16 protein-coding genes are annotated in these 18,073 nt (G+C 67.1%); 11 read left to right on the top strand and 5 right to left on the bottom strand.

Translation table 11 applies throughout. The annotated features are described in order from the left end of the window. Positions 1-92: 92 nt before the first annotated feature. Positions 93-512 carry an addiction module antidote protein gene (locus ACREB7_RS16990; protein ID WP_431593462.1) on the top strand — a complete coding sequence of 140 codons (420 nt, stop codon included), beginning with the start codon at positions 93-95 and terminating at the stop codon, positions 510-512. Positions 513-648: 136 nt separating this feature from the next. Here the strand turns inward: ACREB7_RS16990 and ACREB7_RS16985 are convergent, their stop codons facing one another. Continuing rightward, positions 649-3,534, bottom strand: a complete 2,886-nt coding sequence (locus tag ACREB7_RS16985; RefSeq protein ID WP_431593461.1) for a M16 family metallopeptidase — start codon at positions 3,532-3,534, stop codon at positions 649-651. 42 nt (positions 3,535-3,576) lie between these two features. Next, the gene (locus ACREB7_RS16980; protein ID WP_431593460.1) at positions 3,577-4,722 is read right to left on the bottom strand and encodes a GGDEF domain-containing protein; all 1,146 of its coding nucleotides are present in this window, start codon (positions 4,720-4,722) and stop codon (positions 3,577-3,579) included. A 162-nt stretch (positions 4,723-4,884) separates the two neighbouring features. On the opposite strand from ACREB7_RS16980, the gene ACREB7_RS16975 reads away from it, so the two are divergent. Further along, a complete protein-coding gene (locus tag ACREB7_RS16975) occupies positions 4,885-6,879 on the top strand; it encodes a lipoxygenase family protein (RefSeq protein ID WP_431593459.1) in 1,995 nt (664 codons plus the stop codon). A gap of 123 nt (positions 6,880-7,002) precedes the next feature. Here the strand turns inward: ACREB7_RS16975 and purC are convergent, their stop codons facing one another. Then, positions 7,003-7,782 carry a phosphoribosylaminoimidazolesuccinocarboxamide synthase gene (gene purC, locus ACREB7_RS16970; RefSeq protein WP_431593458.1) on the bottom strand — a complete coding sequence of 260 codons (780 nt, stop codon included), beginning with the start codon at positions 7,780-7,782 and terminating at the stop codon, positions 7,003-7,005. Between the two features lie 226 nt (positions 7,783-8,008). Here purC and ACREB7_RS16965 point away from each other — a divergent pair, with 226 nt between their 5' ends. Further along, positions 8,009-8,932 carry a crotonase/enoyl-CoA hydratase family protein gene (locus ACREB7_RS16965; protein ID WP_431593457.1) on the top strand — a complete coding sequence of 308 codons (924 nt, stop codon included), beginning with the start codon at positions 8,009-8,011 and terminating at the stop codon, positions 8,930-8,932. A gap of 96 nt (positions 8,933-9,028) precedes the next feature. Here the strand turns inward: ACREB7_RS16965 and ACREB7_RS16960 are convergent, their stop codons facing one another. Both ACREB7_RS16960 and ACREB7_RS16955 read right to left on the bottom strand, forming a co-directional pair. Then, positions 9,029-10,660, bottom strand: a complete 1,632-nt coding sequence (locus tag ACREB7_RS16960) for an alkaline phosphatase D family protein (protein ID WP_431593456.1) — start codon at positions 10,658-10,660, stop codon at positions 9,029-9,031. Between the two features lie 56 nt (positions 10,661-10,716). Continuing rightward, a complete protein-coding gene (locus tag ACREB7_RS16955; protein WP_431593455.1) occupies positions 10,717-11,838 on the bottom strand; it encodes a DUF3667 domain-containing protein in 1,122 nt (373 codons plus the stop codon). A gap of 78 nt (positions 11,839-11,916) precedes the next feature. Here ACREB7_RS16955 and ACREB7_RS16950 point away from each other — a divergent pair, with 78 nt between their 5' ends. The 8 genes from ACREB7_RS16950 (at position 11,917) to ACREB7_RS16915 (ending at position 18,011) form a co-directional block, all read left to right on the top strand. Then, a complete protein-coding gene (locus ACREB7_RS16950; RefSeq protein ID WP_431593454.1) occupies positions 11,917-13,200 on the top strand; it encodes a glutamate-5-semialdehyde dehydrogenase in 1,284 nt (427 codons plus the stop codon). 31 nt (positions 13,201-13,231) lie between these two features. Then, the gene (locus ACREB7_RS16945) at positions 13,232-13,486 is read left to right on the top strand and encodes a CopG family ribbon-helix-helix protein (RefSeq protein ID WP_431593453.1); all 255 of its coding nucleotides are present in this window, start codon (positions 13,232-13,234) and stop codon (positions 13,484-13,486) included. After that, a complete protein-coding gene (locus tag ACREB7_RS16940) occupies positions 13,486-13,770 on the top strand; it encodes a type II toxin-antitoxin system RelE/ParE family toxin (protein ID WP_431593452.1) in 285 nt (94 codons plus the stop codon). Before ACREB7_RS16945 ends, ACREB7_RS16940 begins: the two co-directional genes overlap by 1 nt. Next, a complete protein-coding gene (locus tag ACREB7_RS16935) occupies positions 13,767-14,420 on the top strand; it encodes a nicotinate-nucleotide adenylyltransferase (RefSeq protein ID WP_431593451.1) in 654 nt (217 codons plus the stop codon). Before ACREB7_RS16940 ends, ACREB7_RS16935 begins: the two co-directional genes overlap by 4 nt. After that, positions 14,417-14,812, top strand: coding sequence for a ribosome silencing factor (gene rsfS / locus ACREB7_RS16930; protein ID WP_197411701.1), 396 nt, complete (start codon positions 14,417-14,419; stop codon positions 14,810-14,812). The genes ACREB7_RS16935 and rsfS overlap by 4 nt, the downstream gene beginning before the upstream one ends. A 33-nt stretch (positions 14,813-14,845) precedes the next feature. After that, complete coding sequence (locus tag ACREB7_RS16925) at positions 14,846-15,274, top strand: 23S rRNA (pseudouridine(1915)-N(3))-methyltransferase RlmH (RefSeq protein ID WP_431593450.1); 429 nt, start codon at positions 14,846-14,848, stop codon at positions 15,272-15,274. Beyond that, positions 15,271-16,485 carry a murein hydrolase activator EnvC family protein gene (locus tag ACREB7_RS16920; protein ID WP_431593449.1) on the top strand — a complete coding sequence of 405 codons (1,215 nt, stop codon included), beginning with the start codon at positions 15,271-15,273 and terminating at the stop codon, positions 16,483-16,485. The genes ACREB7_RS16925 and ACREB7_RS16920 overlap by 4 nt, the downstream gene beginning before the upstream one ends. Positions 16,486-16,616: 131 nt before the next feature. Further along, complete coding sequence (locus tag ACREB7_RS16915) at positions 16,617-18,011, top strand: S41 family peptidase (protein ID WP_431593448.1); 1,395 nt, start codon at positions 16,617-16,619, stop codon at positions 18,009-18,011. Positions 18,012-18,073: the final 62 nt, after the last annotated feature.

Below are 18,073 nucleotides of genomic sequence, written 5' to 3'. Positions count from 1 at the left end.
CCGCTGCACCCCGCAGCGGCCGGCGGCTTTTTCCAGGATCCGGCGCGGGACCTGCGCCAATCGACCGGACCGCACGGGAAAGGGACGCCGCCATGGAAACGAGCCTGTTGATCCGGCAACTGACCGAACAGCCGCTGATCCGCGACCTGCCCGTCGATGCGGCGCAGGCGGTGCTCGCGCTGCGCTACTGCATCCTCTGCCGCCGCAGCGAACGCGACCCGATGCCCGAACTCGAACGGCGTTGGGGCAATATCCTCGCGGCGCGGCGCTTTCGCCTGGTGGTCGAGGCGATCGGCCACAGCTGGCCCGACCCCTTCGCCGTCGCCCCGCCCTGCTGCCCAAGCGCCAGCTTCGACGAAAGCCTGCTCGCCGCGATGATCGGCGCCGCCGGCCGCCACGACCGCGCCCGGTTCGATGTGCTGACCGCCGAGATGCTCGGCGGCGACGCACGCGCGATGATTTTTGCGGCGCTCGAGAATTTCCTGCGGGCCAGGGCGCCGGGGCGGGTTTAGGCGCGATGCCCGAGGACGCCCGGCATCCTCCCAATGGCCGGGATGGGGTGGTAAGCGGACGTTGAGACTGAACCACGCCCTCCCCTTCAGGGGAGGGGCTTTATGGCCCCTAACGCCCTCCACTCAACGCCAGCCCCTATTTCCCCGCCTTGTCGCTCACCGCCTTGATCACCAGCGCCTTGTCGTCGGTGAGATAGCGTTTGGCGAGCGCCTGCAACTCGGCGGGGGTCGCCGCCTCGACTTCGGCGATGCTCTTGCGGCTGCGGTCGAGGCGGGCTTCCTTGCTCGTCGCGGCGGCCACATAGGGCAGCCAATAGCTGTTTTCCCGCCGCGCCTTGGTCATCGCCTCGACCATCGGCCGCCGCGCGCGGTCAAGCAGGTCGGCGTCGACCGGCGCGTCGCGCAATTCCTTCGCGATGCCGAGGATCGCGGCGCGGGTGGTCGCGATATCCTTATAATCGATATTGCTCGCGGCGAAGAGATGGCCATAGCCCGGGAAGTCGTCCGACAGGCTGGCGCCGGCGCCGGGGCTGTAGCTTTCGCCCAGCTTCTCGCGCAATTCCTCGGTCAGCATCAGCTGCATCACCCGCGACAGCAATTGCAACCGCATCGCTTCGGTGAGGTCGCTGTCGTCGCGGGCGGGCCAATAGATGCGCAGTTCGGCCTGTTCGGCGGGACCCTTGTGGATCAGCGTGCGTTCGCTGCGGTCCGTGGCATAGTCGCGGATGCGCGCGTCGGGGCGCGGATCGAAGGCCGGGCGGCGTTCGGGCAGCGCGCCAAAGGTCGCCGCGATCGCGTCGATCGCCGCCGCCTCGTCGATGTCGCCGACGACGCCGATCTCGATCGCGCCATGCGCGAAGCTGTCGGCGACCGCCGGTTTCAGGCTCGCCCAGTCGAGCGCCATCATCGTGTCGAGCGACGGGGTCACCGTGCGCGGATCATTGTTCGCGAGGATGCCCCCGGCGTCGCGACCGAGCACGGCGGCGGGCGTCGCGTCGTTCGCGGCATATTGCTGCGGCAGGAAGCGGCGGATCAGCGCGAGCCCGTCGGCGCGATAGCCCGGATGGGTCAGGAACGCCGCCATCAACTGCGCCTGCAGCTTGAAATCCTCGGGCGAGGTGCGCGCGGTGCCGCCGAAACTGTCGGTCGCGCTGCCGACGCTGCTGCTCACCGTCTTGCCGGCGAGGATCGTGCTGAGTTCGTCGCGGCTGTGCGCCTCGAGCCCGCCGAGGCTGATCGATCCGGCGAGCGCTACGCGGGTCGGGTCCGCCTTCGTCGACAACAGGCTGCCGCCGTCGATGCGCAGCCCCAGATAGACCGTGTCCTTCTGGAAATCGGTCTTCTTGATATTGAGCATGACATTATTGGCAAAGCGGATGCGGCGGATGCCCAGATCCTCGATGCGCTGGTCGCTGACGATCTTTCCGGGGGTGCCGAAGTCGGTGTAGGCGAAGGCGGCGCTCGTCGCGGCGGCGGGCGCGGCGACTGCGACCTGCTGCGACGTTTTCAGCGCCGCGAGGATCGCGTCGGTGCCACCGTCGATCGGCGTCTTGCTCGTCACCCGGACGAGCGGCGCGCCAAGGCCGGCGACGCGCTGCCGAAAGGCCGACGTGACCGCTGCGGCGCTGAGCGACGGCGCGACCGCGTCGAACAGGGCGAGCGAGGTTTCGGGACGGACGACGACAAAATCGCCCTTCGCCGCCTCGACCAGCACATCGGCGAGATTTTCGCTGCGCCGGGTATCGACCCCGGCGACCGCATTCTTCAGCGCGGTGCGGCGGTTGGCGAGCTGCTCGTCGACCTCTGCCTGGGTGAAGCCATGCTCGGCGGCGCGGCGCCATTCCTGCTCGATCAGCGCCTGCGCTTCGCGCCACGATCCGGTCTTGGCGGTCGCGCCGATGGTGACCTGGTCGAACACGTCCCAGCCGTTCGAGTCGCCGAAATAGCCCCCCAGGATCGGCGAATCCTCGGCGAGCGCGAGCTTGGCGAGGCGGCGGCTGAGGATCGCTTCGCCGATCCCCTCGGCCAGGTCTTTGGCGCGCTTGGCCTGGGTGTCGGGCAGTTTCACCCACGGTTTGAAGGCGGCGATTGTCACGCTGTCGGCGATCGCGGGATCGACGAAATCATCGGCCGCCGAAGCGCGCGCATAATCGACCGTGCCGATGTCGGGATCGGCGCCGGCGGGGCCGCGCCCCGTCCAGTCGGCAAAGCGCGCCTTGATCTTCGCCTCGACCGCAGCGGGATCGAAATCGCCGACCATCACCAAAGTCGCGCGTTCGGGGCGGTAATAGCGGTCATAGAGGTCGCGGATGCGCGCGGCGGGGGCCGACTGGATCACCTCGATCGTGCCGACGGGAATGCGGTCGGCGGCGATCATGCCCTTCATCTGGAAATCGAGCTGGTCGACCAGGCTGCGCAATTGATAGGTGTCGCGCGCGCGCCGTTCGGACAGGATGATGCCGCGTTCGCGGTTCACCGCCTCGGGGTCGATCTTCAATTCGCTCGCCGTCTCGCGCATCAGCATCAGGCCGGTGTCGATCAGATCGTCGGAGGCATTGGGCAGGTCGAGCTGATAGACGGTTTCGTCGAAGCCGGTCGAGGCATTGGTGTCGGCGCCAAAGGCGAGCCCCTTGCGCTCGAGCAGCTTGATCATCTCGCCCTCGGGCACGTTGGTCGACCCGTTGAACGCCATATGTTCGAGGAAATGCGCCAGTCCGCGCTGGTCGTCGGCCTCGGCGAAGCTGCCGACGTCGAAACGCAGCCGCAGCGACACGCTGTCCTTGGGCGTGCTGTTTTTCAGCAGCGCATATTTCATGCCGTTGGGCAGCACGCCGAAGACGATGTTCGGATCGACCGCCACGTCGCTTGGCGCAAAATTCCAGGCGCGCGCCGCGTCGCTTTGCGGATTCGCGGGCGCGGCAGCGGGGATCGGATCGGCGGTGCGTGCCGAACCGGCGGTGGCGATGAGCAGGACGAGGGGCGAAAGCGCGAGCGTGGCGCGCCGGATCGAGCGGGACTTCATCGCACCCGTCTGGCGACGGGGGCGAAGCGGGTCAAGCGGCGGCTATCCCGCCTGCGCCGCGCTTTCGACGGACGACATGGGATCGCGTTCGGCGGCCTTGGCGGCATAAACGGCGCGGTCGGCGATTTCGAACAGCTTTTTGGCGGTCGTGCCATGTTCGGGCCAGGTCGCGACGCCGATGCTGGCGCCGACATGGATCGTCGCCCCGTCGATGCGATAGGGCATGGCGAGTTCGCAGAGAATATGGCCCGAGAGCGAGGTGTCGAGCAGCGGCGACCCTGCGGGCACGAGGATCGCGAATTCGTCGCCGCCCTGACGCGCGACGATCGCCGCGCCGCCGCATGCATGACGCAGGCGCGCCGCGACTTCGCAGAGCAGGGCATCGCCGACGGCGTGACCATATTGGTCGTTCACCGGTTTGAACCCGTCGAGGTCGAGCAGCGCGATCGCAAAGCGCGTATCGGACTCGGCAGCGGCGATTTCCTGGTCGAGCCGGGCGTCGAGTTCGCGGCGGTTCCACAGGCCGGTCAGCGGGTCGGTATGCGCGAGATCGCGCATCTGTTGCTGGAGCTGGAGCAGGTCGATCAACTGGCTGTGCTGTTGCAGGATCATCCGCAGCAGGAAAACCGTGGCGACGAACAGGCTGGTGCCTGCGGCAATTTCGGGTGGGTTGCCCGACGTCAGCATCAGCAGCATGATCGGGACCAGCCCGATGCCGAGATTGACGAAGGTGGTGAAGCGGATCGACGACAGGCAATAAGCGGTCGCGAGCGACCCCATCGCCATGATCATCGCATAATAGCTGTGCGCCTCGGGCGGCGCGGCGAACCAGTTGATCACCGTCCACACGCTGCACATTAGCCCCATCGTGCCCGACAGCCAGGTCGATTCGACGATCATCCTCCTGGCGCGGCGCACGCTCATCCGCCGACCGCGATTGCGCCACAGGATCACGAAACCGAGCAGGCTGACCACCGCGAGGATGACCGGAAAACCGATGCGGATGAACGGATGCACCGTCGCCACCCCGCCATAGATGGCGGTCGGCGTCGTCGCCGCGAGGGTCAGGAACAGCATCGGGGTCAGCGTTTCGATGCGATTGGCGCGCAGCAACGCGACATCGTCGCGAATTGCTTGCGGAACCGGCGGGAACACCCGCGTCCGTAACCAGTGATAGACCCCCGTCATGGACAGCGGGATAGCAAGCGCAAGTAAAGCATCGGTTAAGGAACAGAATCCCCATTTTTCATCCGGCTAAGCGCGTAGCACGAAGCAAGGACTGGCAAAATATTAACCATGTTTTGCGATAGGCCGCTCCCGATACCGCATCATCGAGAGGGGAATAGGAGCATGTCTTTCCAGTCCACGCCCAAAGCCGCGTCGTCGTCGCCGGTCGCGCTCGCCGCCTTGCCGTCCGCCGCGCCCAGCCTGCCGCAGAACGACACGCCGGCGCAGAAGACCGCGCGCGCCGCGCAGCTCGTCCTGTCGCAAAGCGTCTATGTGTGGACGACCGATATTCCGACCCTGCCCGGCCTGCCGCTCGCGGCATCGGTGCCCGCGAGCAACGAGCCGACGATTCCCTGGGGCCTGACGCTGATCGGCATCCTGCTGGCGATCGCGCGCAACGCGCTGACGGTGAAGCTCGGCGGCGTCGACAAGGGCGAACTCGACACGCCGCGCACGCAGTATGAAACCGCGCTCGCGCAATGCGATGCGATCGAGGCGTCGGCGGCAAAACTGGCCGCGCAGCATGGCGTCCACCAGGGCGGCAATATTGTCGAGCGCGTCGTCGGCGACATCGAAGCCGCGGTCGAAGCCGCCGAGCACGACATGCATGTCGCGCTGCTCACCGGTTACAAGGATGCGCTGAAGGACATGATCGCGCTGACCGATGCGGAAGCCGCCGGCCTGGGCGGCGGCACGCCGCGCACGCTCGACGCCTATCGCGCGCTGTTCGACACGCTGCCGGTTCCCGGCATCGCCTATACTTTCCAGGACGACACCGAGTTCGCGCGGCTGCGCGTCGCGGGGCCGAACAATATGCTGATCGCCGGCATCACCGCGATCCCCGCCAATTTCCCGATCACCGACGCGCAATATGCGTCGGTGGTGAATGGCGACACGCTGTCCGACGCGTTGCTCGCGGGACGCCTTTTCCTGCTCGACTATCAGGAGCTGTCGGTGCTGACCGCCGGCACCTATGGCAGTGACCAGAAATATGTCAGCCAGCCGATGGCATTGTTCGCGGTGCCGCCGGGCGGGTCGTCGCTGGTGCCGGTCGCGATCCAGTGCGGGCAGGACGCGGCGAGCGGCCCGATCTTCACGCCTTCGGTGGTCGCCGACGACCAATGGGGCTGGGAAATGGCGAAGCTGGTCGTGCAGGTCGCCGACGGCAATTATCACGAACTCTTCACCCATCTCGCGCGCACGCATCTGGTGATCGAGGCCTTTGCCGTCGCCACCCATCGTCACCTCGCCGAAGTGCATCCGCTGTGGGCGCTGCTCGTCCCGCATTTCGAGGGGACATTGTTCATCAACGATCAGGCGGCGACGTCGCTGATCGCGGCGGGCGGCCCGATCGATCATATTTTCGCCGGCACGATCACCTCGAGCCAGCTCGCGGCGGTCGACGACCGGCTGGCGTTCGATTTCTATGGCAAGATGCTGCCCGCCGACCTCGCCGCACGCGGCGTCGGCACCGGCTCGACGCTCGCCGACTATCCGTACCGCGACGACGCCTTGCTCGTATGGGGCGCGATCCACGGCTGGGCCAAGGCCTATGTCGAACATTATTACACCAGCGACGCCGATGTCACCGGCGACACCGAACTCGCCGCCTGGACCGCGACGCTGGTCGGCGAGGCGCAGATCAAGGGGTTCGACGCGATCGCCACGCGCGCGCAGCTCGTCGACGTCTGCACGATGGTGATGTTTACCGCGAGCGCGCAACATGCGGCGGTCAATTTCCCGCAGAAAAGCATCTTGGCCTTTGCCCCCGCCGTCACCGGTGCGGCCTGGCAGGCGCCGCCGGCCGCGCAGGCAGGTCAGGACAAGGCCGCATGGCTGGCGACGCTGCCGCCGGTGGCATTGGCGCTCGAACAGCTCAACACGCTCGAACTGCTGGGGTCGCTCTATTACCGCCCGCTCGGCCAGTATCTGAGCAACGCCTACCCCTATCCGACCTGGTTCCAGGACCCGGCGGTGACCGCGCCCGGCGGGCCGCTCGCGGCGTTCCAGACCGCGCTTACCGGGGTCGAGGCCGAAATCGTCGCGCGCAATGCCGAGCGGATGCAGCCCTACACCTACCTGCAGCCGAGCCTGATCCCGACGAGCATCAATATCTAGCGTGGGATAAAATCAACCGTTCGCATCGAGCGAAGTCGAGATGCCCCTGGGGGCGGGGCCCAGCCTCTGGGTGTCTCGACTTGGCTCGACACGAACGGGATTTAGGATTTACGCCGGGCAGCCTCAGCTGCCCTTTTTCTTCCGGTGGCTTTCCAGGTCGAGCACCGCATTGTCGACGCCTTCGGGCAGCAGGCCGAGCCGGCGCGCGACTTCCTGATAGGCTTCGACTTCGCCGCCTAGGTCGCGGCGGAAGCGGTCCTTGTCGAGCTTTTCGTTGGTGGTCATGTCCCACAGGCGGCAGCCGTCGGGGCTGATCTCGTCGGCAAGGATGATGCGGCTGAAATCGCCGTCGTAAAGCCGGCCGAATTCGAGCTTGAAGTCGATCAGGCGGATGCCGACCGCAGCGAACATACCCGACATGAAGTCGTTGATGCGGATCGCCATGTCCTGGATGTCGTGCAATTCTTCCTGGCTGCACCAGTTGAAGCAGGCGATATGCTCCTCGGCGACGAGCGGATCGCCGAGCGCATCGTCCTTGTAGCAATATTCGATCAGGGTGCGGGGGAGCTGCGTCCCCTCCTCGATCCCGAGGCGCTTCGACAGCGTGCCGGCGGCGACGTTGCGCACGATCACCTCGATCGGCACGATCTCGACCTGGCGGATCAGCTGCTCGCGCATGTTGAGGCGGCGGATGAAATGATGCGGGACGCCGATGTTGCCGAGCAGGGTGAAGACATGCTCCGAAATCCGGTTGTTGAGCACGCCCTTACCGCTGATCGTGCCCTTTTTCTGGGCGTTGAACGCGGTCGCGTCATCCTTGAAATATTGGATCAGCGTGCCCGGTTCGGGGCCTTCATAGAGGATCTTGGCTTTGCCTTCGTAGATCTGGCGGCGACGGGCCATGGGCGGGTGCTTTCCTTGACGTCCAAATAGCTGGCCCCGGCGAATGCGACTCATAAGAGGCGCGGCGCCGGGGCGGTTCGGGCGCCTATAGCGGCAAAGGTCGGGCGCGTCATCCCCGGGGTTTCGGGACGGCCGACGACCCACCGTACCTTTACGCTTACGTAAACTAGAGCTTGCCTTCCTCCGCATCCCTTGCGACCCTAGCGGCAACCACAAGGAGAGAGACATGAGCTTCGACCAGATTCGCCTCGACCGGCATGAGGGCATCGCGCTGCTGACTTTGTACCGGCCCGACCGGATGAACGCCTTCACCACCGAAATGATGACCGAGATCGTCGCCGCGCTCGACGAATGCGATGCCGACGACGGGGTGCGCGCGGTGATCTTCACCGGCCATGGCGACCGCGCCTATTGCGCGGGGGCGGACCTCGGCGCGGGCGGATCGACCTTCGATTATGACAAGCGCACCGACAAGGCCGCGTTGCTGCCCGAGGGCATCCCGGCGAGCCCGGTCGCCGAGGACGGCACCATCGACTGGTCGCATCCGCTGATCCGCGACGGCGGCGGGCGCGTGTCGATGCGGATTTTCGAATGCAAGAAGCCGGTGCTCGGCGCGATCAACGGCGCCGCCGTCGGCATCGGCGCGACGATGACGCTGTCGATGGACGCGCGCCTCGCGAGCGACACCGCGCGCTATGGCTTCGTCTTCGCGCGCCGCGGCATCGTGCCCGAGGCGGCGTCGAGCTGGTTCCTGCCGCGCCTCGTCGGCATCCAGACCGCGCTCGACTGGTGCTATTCGGGGCGGCTGGTCCCCGCCGCCGAAGCGCATGAGAAAGGCCTCGTCCAGTCGGTCCATGCCCCCGGCGAACTCGTCGACGCCGCGATCGCCAAGGCGCGCGAACTGACCGCCGACAGCGCGCCGGTGTCGGTCGCGCTGACGCGTCACATGATGTGGCGGATGCTCGGCGCCCCGCACCCGATGAGCGCGCACCGCTGGGACAGCCGGGTGATCTTCTCGCGCGGGCGCAGCCCCGACGCGGCCGAGGGGGTGACGAGCTTCCTCGAAAAGCGCGAACCCAATTTCACCGCGAGCGTGGCGAAGGATTATCCCTCGTTCGGCGAGTTCGAGGATGCGCCGCCGTATAAATAACGCCGTCGTCCCCGCGAAGGCGGGGGCCGCCGGAGATGTTGCTCAACGCCGTGTTTGATCGACAACGGCCCCCGCCTTCGCGGGGGCGACGATTTGTCAAACCATGTCGTACATCCGTTTCCCGCGCCGCACCGTCATGCTGTGCGTATCTTTCAGCGCCAGCGACCGGGTGCGGATCGTCTCGACGCTGTGCCAATTGGCGGTGACCTTGTCGCGGGTCATCGCCACCGACACATAACCGCGATCGCGGGTGTTCGCCCATTTGAGCTGCGGCGACGATCCGAGCAGCGCCGCCACGCGCGTCTCTTCGGAAATGCCGGGGGTGTAATTTTCGAAACCCGGCGAGGTGACGCTGTGACCGCCGATCTCGATCCCGGCGGGCTTGCCGCCTTCGCTGAGGTCGAAAGCCCAGCCATTGTGGCTGTCGCCCGACAGGGTGACGAAATCGGCGTCGGCCCGCTGCGCCGCAGCCAGCAGGCGCGCCCGCGCGGCGGGATAGCCGTCCCAGCCGTCGAGATTGAGCGGCAGCCCGGCCTTGGCGGCGAGCTGCGCCGCCTCGACGCGGCGGCGGACCTCGTCGGTCATATTGGCGCCGAACCAGTCCCGCGCCTGCGGCGGGGTGAACAGACTGCCCATCACGATCTGCTGCGCGCAGACCTGCCAGCGCGTGCCGGCTTTCGTCGAGGCGGCGAGGCCGTCGAACAGCCATTTCTCCTGCTCGGCGCCCATCAACTGGCGCGCGGGATCGCGATAGGCGCCCGCGGCATAGGCTTTCAGCGCGGCGGCGGAATCGCTCTGGCCGCGAATGATATCCTCGACCTCGACCTGCTTGTCGCGCCCGGTGATTCGCGTTTCGGGCAGGAAGATCGTCGCAAGGTCGCCGACCTGATAATGGCGCCAGCGGCTGTCGGCGACGGGCATCCATTCGCGATAAGCGCGCTCGGCGGCGGCGGCGCGCACCGTCCAGTCGCCCTCGTCGGCATCGTGATTTTCGGCGCCGCCCTTCCATGTGTCGTTGGCGAATTCATGGTCGTCCCATTGCGCGATCATCGGGAACAGCTGGTGCAGGCGCGCGAGGTCGGGGTCGCTGCGATAGGCGGCATAACGCAGCCGGTAATCGGCGAGGCTGACGATCTCGTGATCGGGCTGGACCAGCCGCCCCGCCACCGCCAGCTTGGCCGAGGGATAACGGCCCGGGGCATATTCATAGAGATAGTCGCCGACATGGACGACCAGATCGATGTCCTGCCGCGCGGCGGCGTGACCATAAGCGTTGAACCAGCCGAACGGCAGGTTGGAGCAGGAGACGAGCGCCAGGTTGAAGGCGCTGGTCGGCCCCTGCGGCAGCGTGCGGGTGCGGCCGGTCAGCGATGCGGTGCCGTCGGGGGCAAGGAAGCGATAGAAATACCAGCGACCGGGTTCGAGCCCGTCGACGGTGATCTTGGCGATATGGTCGCGCTCGCCGGTCGCGGTGACGCTGCCGCCGCCGGCGATGCGCGCGAAGTCGGCGCTTTCGGAGAGTTCGGCGGTCAGCACGCTGTCGTTCGCGGCGGCATAGCGCGTCCACAGCAGCACCGAATTGGGCCCGGGTTCCCCGCTCGCGACGCCATGGGTGAAACCCTGCGCCATCATCGCATGGGCAGCGCCGGGAAGCGACAGCGCCGCGATCCCCGCAGTGCCGAGCTTGATGAGCAGGCGGCGGTCCATTTCGCCCCAGAGATGATGCATGGCAGTCTCCCTTTTCTTGGCCGCTCTTTGCTCCGGCTTTATGACGATTTGGCGCGCTAGCCCATGACCCCGAGGGCGAGCAGCAGCAGCATGAAAGTGATCACCGAAAACAGGCTGAACAAGAGGAGCAGGCTGGTCCGCACCAGCGCCCCGAACCGCGACGAGCGATAGGCGCCGCGCAGCTGGCGATACATGTGAAAGGGCACATAGAACATCGCCGCGAAGGTCGCGATCTCGCCAATCACGGTCAGGTTGATCAGCCGCACGACGACGAACAGCAGCAGCATGAACGAAATCGAATAGGTGACGAAGACGAAATGGTCGTAGGTGTGGAAGCGGCGGCTGAACGGATAGAGCAGCCACATGAAGGGCAGCGACAGCGGGATCAGCGCCCAGGCGAATTTATAGGCGTTGGCCTGCAATTTATAGAGCAGCAGGCCGGGGTTGGCGTTCGCCTTTTCAAAACCATGATCGATGAAGGCCACCCCGGTATCGACCTTTGTGCGGGCGAGGAAATCGACGCCGGTCATCATCTGGTCGGCGGGATTTTCCAGCACCGGCGGTCCCTTGTCGCGCTCTGCCTTGGTCATCGGGCGCGCGATGCCGAAATAGTCGGCGGTCCGGTGCAGCGATTCGCGCTCCTGTTCGAGTTCGCGCCGTTTGGCGGACGCCAGATCCTTTCGCGCCAGCTGCGAATCGATCGCCGCGACTTCCTCATGAAACCGGGTCGCGATCGCGTTCGACTGCGTCTGGTTGGCCGCGGCCTTGGCGATCCCTTCGCCAACCCCGCCGCCGCTGCCGACCATCGCCAGCACCGCATAGGTCAGGAACACCGCGAACAGGAACAGCGCCAGCGGCGAGATGAAACTGGCGCGTTCGCCGTGAATATAGCGGCGCGTCAGGTCGCCCGGACGCCAGGCGAGCAGCGGCAGCGTGTTCCAGATCTTGCCTTCGAAATGAAAGATCGCATGGACCAGATCATGCCCGATCGCGCCGAAACTGCGGTGGACGTCGGCGCGCTGGCCGCAATGGTGGCAGTGCGACCCGACAAGGCTGGTGCCGCAATTCAGGCAGCGCGTGCCCGCATGCGCGTCCGGGCCGCCGTGTCGCGGCTCGACCGCGCGCGCCGCCAGTCCTGCGGTCACCGCCGCCCCGATGCCTTCGATGTCCCCGCTCATGCCGCCCTAGGTAGCAGCGCGCGCCGTCGGCGCAACGGAGACTTTCACGCCCGGCGCAAAGCGTGATAGGGCGCGCGCATGACTGCCAAGGCCCACACCCTGTCCGCCGTGCCCGACCCCGACGCGCTGATCGCCGACATGGGCGCGCGCGCGCGCGCCGCCGCAAAGCTGCTCGCGGTTGCTCCGACGGCGACCAAGGCGGCGGCCCTCCACGCGGCGGCCGACCAGTTGCGCATTCGCGCCGACGCGATCCTCGACGCCAACCGGCGCGACATGGCGGACGGCCGCGCGGCGGGACTGTCGGCCGCGATGCTCGACCGGCTGCGGCTCGACGACGGGCGGCTGAACGGAATCGCCAGCGCGGTCGAAGCGGTCGCGGCGCTCGCCGATCCCGTCGGCAGCGAAATCGACCGCAGCGTCCGCCCCAACGGCATGGCGCTCAGCCGCGTGCGCGTGCCGCTCGGCGTCGTCGGCATCATCTATGAAAGCCGGCCCAATGTGACCGCCGACGCGGCCGTCCTCGGGCTGATGGCGGGCAATGCCGTGATCCTGCGCGGCGGCAGCGAGGCGGTGCACAGCAACCGCGCCATTCACGCCGCGCTCGCGGCGGGCCTCGCCAAGACCGGGCTGCCCGCCGACGCGGTGCAACTGGTGCCGGTGCAGGACCGCGCGGCGGTCGGCGCGATGCTGCGCGCGCAGGGCCTGATCGACATCATCATCCCGCGTGGCGGCAAGAGCCTCGTCGCGCGGGTGCAGGACGAGGCGCGCGTTCCCGTGCTCGCGCATCTCGACGGGATCAACCATCTCTATATCGACGGCGCCGCCGACCCCGCCAAGGCGGTGGCGCTCGCGGTCAACGCCAAGATGCGCCGCACCGGCGTCTGCGGCGCGACCGAGACGATCCTGATCGACCGCGCCTATCCCGCGCCGCTCGCCATTATCGACGCGCTGGTCGCGGCGGGGTGCGAGGTGCGCGGCGACAAGAACGTGGTGGGGCTCAGCCCGCACGTCACCCCCGCCAGCGCGAACGACTGGGATTGCGAATATCTCGACGCGATCGTCTCGGTCGCGATGGTCGATGGCCTCAAGGGCGCGCTCGCGCATATCGACGCGCATTCGAGCAAGCACACCGACGCCGTCGTCACCGAGGATGCCGCTGTGGCCGAACGCTTCCTGTCCGAGGTCGACAGCGCGATCGTGATGCACAACGCCTCGACCCAATTCGCCGACGGCGGCGAATTCGGGCTGGGGGCGGAGATCGGCATTGCAACGGGGCGGTTGCACGCGCGCGGCCCGGTCGCGCTCGAAGGGCTCACCACCTATAAATGGCTGGTGCGCGGGAGCGGCCAGACGCGTCCTTGAGTCATTTGTATACAAGTGATACACGGGCTACATGACCAAGCACGCTGTCATCTCCGCCCGTATCGACGCCGATCTTCTTGCCAAGCTGGATCGGATCGCCGCGTTTAACGAGCGCAGCCGCGCTTGGGTGATCAGCCGCCTTCTTGAAAGCGCTGCGACGAAGGAATTGGAGTTCGTCGATTTCATTCAGGTCGGACTGGATGACATTGCGGCGGGCCGCGTCGTCCCACACGAGCAGGTGGTCGCGGAAATCGAGGCCCGGATCGCAGGGCGCAAGGCGGCCTGATGCGGCTACAATGGGCGGAAACCGCCCACGAAGAACTTTTTCGGACCGCCGATTTTCTGGACGCCGAAGGTATCGGCTCAAGCACGCCTATGCTGGAAGCGGTCCTTGCCGCAACCAGCCTCTTAGTTCAGCACCCCCAAGCCGGCCCGGCGATCTTGGGATCGCGAATCCGGAAATGGCCTGTCGCCGACCATCCCTTCTTGCTGCTGTACGAAGTCGATAGACACGGGATCACTGTTGTGCGCTTCGTCCACAACCGCAGCGACTGGCAGAGCCTCCTGTGATCCCCACCGGCCTCCTCGGCGGCAGCTTCAATCCCGCGCATGGCGGGCATCGCGCGATCAGCCTGAACGCGATCGAAGCGCTCGATCTCGACGAACTGTGGTGGCTGGTCTCCCCGGGCAATCCGCTCAAGCCCGCGAAGGGCATGGCGCCGCTTCCCGCGCGGCTCGGATCGGCGCAGCGCGCGGCGCGGCGCTCGCCGATTCGCGCCACCGCGATCGAGGCCGAACTCGGCACGCGCTACACCGTCGACACGCTCAAAAAACTGGTCCGCCGCTACCCCAATCGGCGGTTCATCTGGATCATGGGCGCCGACAATCTCGCCCAATTGCCCCAATGGCGCGACTGGCGGGGGATCGCGCGGTTGATGCCGATTGCGGTTATCGCGCGTCCGGGCTATAATGGCCGCACCCATGCTGCAAAGGCGATGGGTTGGCTTCGGCGCTTCGTCCGGCCCGCGGACCAGAAACTTCACTGGACGGACTGGAGACCGCCTGCCCTCGTGTTCCTGCGATTTTCGCCCGATGTGCGATCCGCAACTGCAATACGGCAGGCCAATCCCCGCTGGTTCGAGAGCTATGCTGGCCGCGCGCTGCGCGACCCGCTGACGCATTCGCGCCTGGCACCGGACGAAAGGAATGAAAAAGCTTGATAGCCGCCAGTAAGGATGCCGCGCCCGGCGCCGCACCGAATGACAGCGTGGACGCCCTCCACGCGCTGATCCTCCACCAGCTCGACGAGGATCAGGCCCAGGAAACCATCTCCATCCCGCTCGCCGGCAAGAGCAGCATCGCCGACCATATGGTCATCGCGAGCGGCCGGTCGACGCGCCATGTCTCGGCGATCGCCGACAAGCTGGCGCAGCGGATCAAGCAGGAAGCCGGCCGTCTCGTCCGCGTCGAAGGTCTGCCCAACGCCGATTGGGTGCTGATCGATGCCGGCGACGTCATCGTCCACCTGTTCCGTCCCGAAGTGCGCAGCTTCTATAATCTCGAACGCATGTGGTCGTTCGGCGACGCGCCGCCGGTTGCCGCAGTAAATTGACGCCTCTGCCTCGCTCGGGCTAGGCGAGGCGTCATGCTGTTGCACATCATCGCGCGGGGACGCATCGGCCGATCTCCGGAGGCCGAACTCGTCGGCCGCTACATGAAGCGCGTGACCTGGCCGCACAAGATCAGCGAATTGCCCGACACCGGCGGCAAAATGCCCGCCACCGCTCCCGGCAGCCGCACCATCCTGCTCGACGAAACGGGCGAGCAGATCACCTCCCTCGACCTAGCAAAACTCCTCGAACGCTGGCGCGACGATGGCGTGCGCGAGGCGCGCTTCTGCCTGGGCGCCGCCGATGGCTTCACCCCCGACGAGCGCAAGCAGGCCGACAAGGCGATCGCCTTCGGCCGCGCGACCTGGCCGCATCTGATGGCGCGCGCAATGCTCGCCGAACAATTGTGGCGCGCCACCAGCATCATCGCCGGCCACCCCTATCACCGCGAGGGCCAGCAATGAGACGCGCCTTCGCCCTGCCCGCGCTGCTGCTGGCGCTCGCCGGCGGCGCGCTCGCGGTAGCGCAGAACGACGTCTTCGACCCCGAAGCGATCGCCGCGCAGGAACGCCAGCAACTGATCAGCGCCAAGGAACAATCGGCCGAAGCGCTGTCGCGCAGCGCCGCGCTGGAGGCGCAGGCGGCAGCGGCCACCGACGCCGCCGACCGGCTGAAGAAACGTAGCGCCGCGCTCGCCGCACGCATCCAGTCGGCCGAAGCCGACATCAGCGCCGGCGAAGCGCGGGTCGCGCTCGTCGGCCGCCGCCTGTCCGAACAACAGGCGCGGCTCGCCGAACAGCAGCAGCCGCTGCTCGAACTCACCGCCTCGCTCCAGCAACTGTCGCGCCAGCCGCCGGTGACCGTGCTCGCGCAGCCGGGATCGCTGACCGACATGGTTCATGCCCGCGCGGTACTCGACGCGGTGATGCCGGTGATCGAACGCCGCACCGCCGGGGTGCGCCGCGAACTCGCCGGCCTGCGCGCGACGCGCCAGCAACAGTCGGTCGCGCTCGCGGCGCTGGCCGCGAGCAAGAAGCAGCTGGCGGCGCGGCGCGACGAACTGACCCGGCTCGAGAATGAAGGCCGGCTGCGCTCGCGCGACCTGATGAGCAGCGCGCGGCTCGAGGCCGACCGCGCGCTCGGGCTCGGCGAGAAAGCGCGCGACATCGTCGAGCTGATGGACACGCTGGAGGCCGACAGCGGCGTGCGCGCCGAACTGGCGCAGCTGGCGGGACCGGTCCAGCGCCCGACCAATCCGGTGAGCGGCACCCCCGCTTCGGCCGCACCCGCCACCGAGGAAGCCGAGCTGGCGCGCGGGGCGTACCGCCTGCCCGTCGTCGGGCGGATCGTCGCAGGGCTGGGCGAAGTCGACGACAGCGGGGTGCGCTCGCGCGGCATCACCATCGTCGCGCGGCCCGGCGGCCAGGTCGTCGCGCCCGCCCCCGGGCGGGTCAGCTTTGCCGGCGATTATCGCGGCTATGGCAAGATCGTCATCATCGACCATGGCGGCGGCTGGACCTCGCTGCTCACCGGGATGATCGGCCTGTCGGCGAGTGTCGGCGACACGCTGGATGCGGGGGCGCCGATCGGCCGCGCGGGCGCCGACGACGCGCATATCACGGTCGAATTGCGCCGCGCCGGACGCCCGGTCGATATCGCCCAGATGCTCGGCTGAGCGCCGCCGTTAACCCGCCGTTCGGGTGCTGGCCGGTATGGAGAGGCATCGCTTGACGCCCCGATGAATGCATAGGAATATGACGGACCGGGGATTACAGGCGCAGACTCCGCCAAGGCTGAAAGACAACCATGACCGAACCGACCAAGACTCCCGTCTCCTCCAGGCAGCGTTTCGCGCTGTGGCAGGGTGCCGCCGCGCTGAGTACGCTCGCGCTGGTGCCACTGGCGACGGGTGCGATGGCGACCGTCGACACCGCGACGACCGACGAGATTTCGCGCTTCATGGACGTGTTCCTGGAGGTGCGGTCGAACTATGTCGAGCCGGTCGACGATTCGAAACTGATCGAAGGCGCGATCAACGGCATGCTCGCCAGCCTCGACCCGCATTCGGGCTATCTCGACAAGCGCGACTTCGCGAACCTGCGCACCCAGACCGACGGCGAATATGGCGGCCTCGGCCTGTCGGTGACGATGGAAGACGGCGTCGTGAAGGTGATCGCACCGACCGCCGATACCCCGGCAGCCAAGGCCGGGATCAAGGCCGGCGACTATATCACCCACATCAACAAGGAGCTGATCTTCGGCCTGACGCTCGACGAAGCGGTCGAGCAGATGCGCGGCAAGCCCGGAACCAAGATCGACATCACCGTCGTGCGCGAAGGCCAGGACAAGCCGCTCGAACTCACCCTGACGCGCGAGATCATCGACCTGAAACCGGTGAAATGGGAAGTGAAGGGTGACGTCGGCGTGCTGACCGTCGCCAGCTTCTCGGCCGATGCGACCACCGACCTCAAGGCCGCGATGCTGTCGGTCGAAAAATCGCTGGGCCGCAAACCGCGCGGCTGGATCCTCGATCTCCGCTCGAACCCCGGCGGGCTGCTCGACGAAGCCGTCGGGATCAGCGACCTGTTCCTCGAACGCGGCGAGATCGTCTCGCAGCGCGGCCGCCGCAAGGGCGACATCGAACGCTATTTCGCCGAACCCGGCGACGTCGCGGGCGGCGCGCCGGTGATCGTGCTGATCGACGCCGGCTCGGCCTCGGCCTCCGAAATCGTCGCGGGCGCGCTGCAGGATCAGCATCGCGCGGTGATCATGGGCGAACGCAGCTTCGGCAAGGGTTCGGTGCAGACGGTCTTGCCGTTGACCGACACCACCGCGCTGCGCCTGACCACGGCGCGCTATTACACCCCGTCGGGCCGCAGCGTGCAGGAAGGCGGGATCGACCCCGACATCCGCGTGCCGCAGCTGTCCGACCCCGATTACAAGGACCGCCCGCGCTTCCGCGAAAGCGATTTGCGCCGCCACCTGATCAACGAGAAGAAGGTCGACAACAGCCTGCTCGAAAAGGACGAAAAGGACGATCCGCGCTTCACCGCGACCGCCGAAGAGCTGAAGGCCAAGGGCATCGAGGATTTCCAGCTGAACTATGCGCTGCAGACGATCGGCCGGATCAACCCCGCCGCGCGCATGGCGCAGGGTACGCCGGCCGCCAAGGCGCCCGCCAAGCCGGTGCGTCGCAACTAGGCGGCGGACGGAATCATTCCCTCACCGTAGCCCTGAGCCTGTCGAAGGGCGCTTCTCGGATA

It is taken from the genome of Sphingopyxis sp. (assembly GCF_050725615.1).
Lineage (GTDB): Bacteria > Pseudomonadota > Alphaproteobacteria > Sphingomonadales > Sphingomonadaceae > Sphingopyxis.
This window is presented reverse-complemented; position numbering and strand designations above follow the sequence as displayed.

Bases quoted from the DNA above. Each gene is read 5' to 3' on its own strand.
- purC (WP_431593458.1), bottom strand. From the start codon at position 7,782: ATGGCCCGTCGCCGCCAGATCTACGAAGGCAAAGCCAAGATCCTCTAT.
- ACREB7_RS16925 (WP_431593450.1), top strand. From the start codon at position 14,846: ATGCTGTTGCACATCATCGCGCGGGGACGCATCGGCCGATCTCCGGAG.
- ACREB7_RS16950 (WP_431593454.1), top strand. From the start codon at position 11,917: ATGACTGCCAAGGCCCACACCCTGTCCGCCGTGCCCGACCCCGACGCG.
- ACREB7_RS16980 (WP_431593460.1), bottom strand. From the start codon at position 4,722: ATGACGGGGGTCTATCACTGGTTACGGACGCGGGTGTTCCCGCCGGTT.
- ACREB7_RS16915 (WP_431593448.1), top strand. From the start codon at position 16,617: ATGACCGAACCGACCAAGACTCCCGTCTCCTCCAGGCAGCGTTTCGCG.
- ACREB7_RS16975 (WP_431593459.1), top strand. From the start codon at position 4,885: ATGTCTTTCCAGTCCACGCCCAAAGCCGCGTCGTCGTCGCCGGTCGCG.
- ACREB7_RS16960 (WP_431593456.1), bottom strand. From the start codon at position 10,660: ATGCATCATCTCTGGGGCGAAATGGACCGCCGCCTGCTCATCAAGCTC.
- ACREB7_RS16940 (WP_431593452.1), top strand. From the start codon at position 13,486: ATGCGGCTACAATGGGCGGAAACCGCCCACGAAGAACTTTTTCGGACC.
- ACREB7_RS16965 (WP_431593457.1), top strand. From the start codon at position 8,009: ATGAGCTTCGACCAGATTCGCCTCGACCGGCATGAGGGCATCGCGCTG.
- ACREB7_RS16985 (WP_431593461.1), bottom strand. From the start codon at position 3,534: ATGAAGTCCCGCTCGATCCGGCGCGCCACGCTCGCGCTTTCGCCCCTC.
- ACREB7_RS16945 (WP_431593453.1), top strand. From the start codon at position 13,232: ATGACCAAGCACGCTGTCATCTCCGCCCGTATCGACGCCGATCTTCTT.
- ACREB7_RS16920 (WP_431593449.1), top strand. From the start codon at position 15,271: ATGAGACGCGCCTTCGCCCTGCCCGCGCTGCTGCTGGCGCTCGCCGGC.
- ACREB7_RS16990 (WP_431593462.1), top strand. From the start codon at position 93: ATGGAAACGAGCCTGTTGATCCGGCAACTGACCGAACAGCCGCTGATC.
- ACREB7_RS16955 (WP_431593455.1), bottom strand. From the start codon at position 11,838: ATGAGCGGGGACATCGAAGGCATCGGGGCGGCGGTGACCGCAGGACTG.